The organism is Monashia sp. HAY1-2A (assembly GCF_056755315.1).
Genome location: NZ_JBNDHY010000311.1, coordinates 1 through 912 on the forward strand (window position 1 = coordinate 1; position 912 = coordinate 912).

Consider the following 912-nt stretch of genomic DNA (forward strand, 5'->3'; position numbering starts at 1 on the left):
AGAAGCGCGCGAATCCAGGTTCGGGCGCGCGACATTTCCCGCGCTCCGACCACGTTTCGCGCGCTCCGTTCAGAAGCGCGCGAAACGCCGGTCCTCGGGCTGCGGCCGGCGCGGTGCCATGCTGTCGGCCATGACGCGCGACGTGCGGGCCCTGCCCAAGGCCCACCTGCACCTGCACTTCACCGGGTCGATGCGCGTCGCGACGGTGCGCGAGCTCGCCGAGACGCACGGGATGCGGCTGCCGGACGCGCTCCTCGGTGCGTGGCCGCCCCGCCTGGCGCGGGCCACCGACGAGCGGGGGTGGTTCCGCTTCCAGCGCCTCTACGACGCCGCCCGCAGCTGCGTGCGCGGTGAGGCGGACATGCGCCGCATCGTGCGCGAGGCCGCCGAGGACGACGCCGCCGAGGGGTCGCGCTGGCTCGAGATCCAGGTCGACCCGACGTCGTACGCGCCGTTCGTCGGCGGACTCACGCCCGCGCTCGAGGTCGTCCTCGACGAGGCACGGTCCGTCTCGGCATCGGGCCGCATCGGCGTCGGCGTCGTCGTGGCGGCCAGCCGCATGCGCCATCCCCTCGAGGCCCGCACGCTCGCGAGGCTCGCGGCGAGGTATGCCGGCGACGAGCCGGGCCACGTCGTCGGGTTCGGCCTGAGCAACGACGAACGGCGCGGGAGCACCGCCGAGTTCGCGCACGCCTTCGAGATCGCCCGACGGGCGGGCCTCGTGCTCGTGCCGCACGGCGGCGAGCTGCTCGGCGCCCAGGCCGTCATGGAGACGCTGGAGGCACTCTCCCCGAACCGCATCGGCCACGGGGTGCGCTGTGTCGAGGACCCGCAGGTGCTCGACGCCGTCGCCGAGGCGGGCGTCACGCTCGAGGCTGTCTCTTATACACATCTGACGCTGCCGACGACGGA

General features: G+C 73.9%; 1 protein-coding gene. It reads left to right on the plus strand.

Features of this window, described 5'->3' with window-relative positions; genetic code table 11:
• Positions 1-130 precede the first annotated feature (130 nt).
• Positions 131-912 (plus strand): adenosine deaminase family protein (locus ACPYOM_RS22045; protein ID WP_481347598.1); only part of this gene is annotated, 782 nt, incomplete at its 3' end.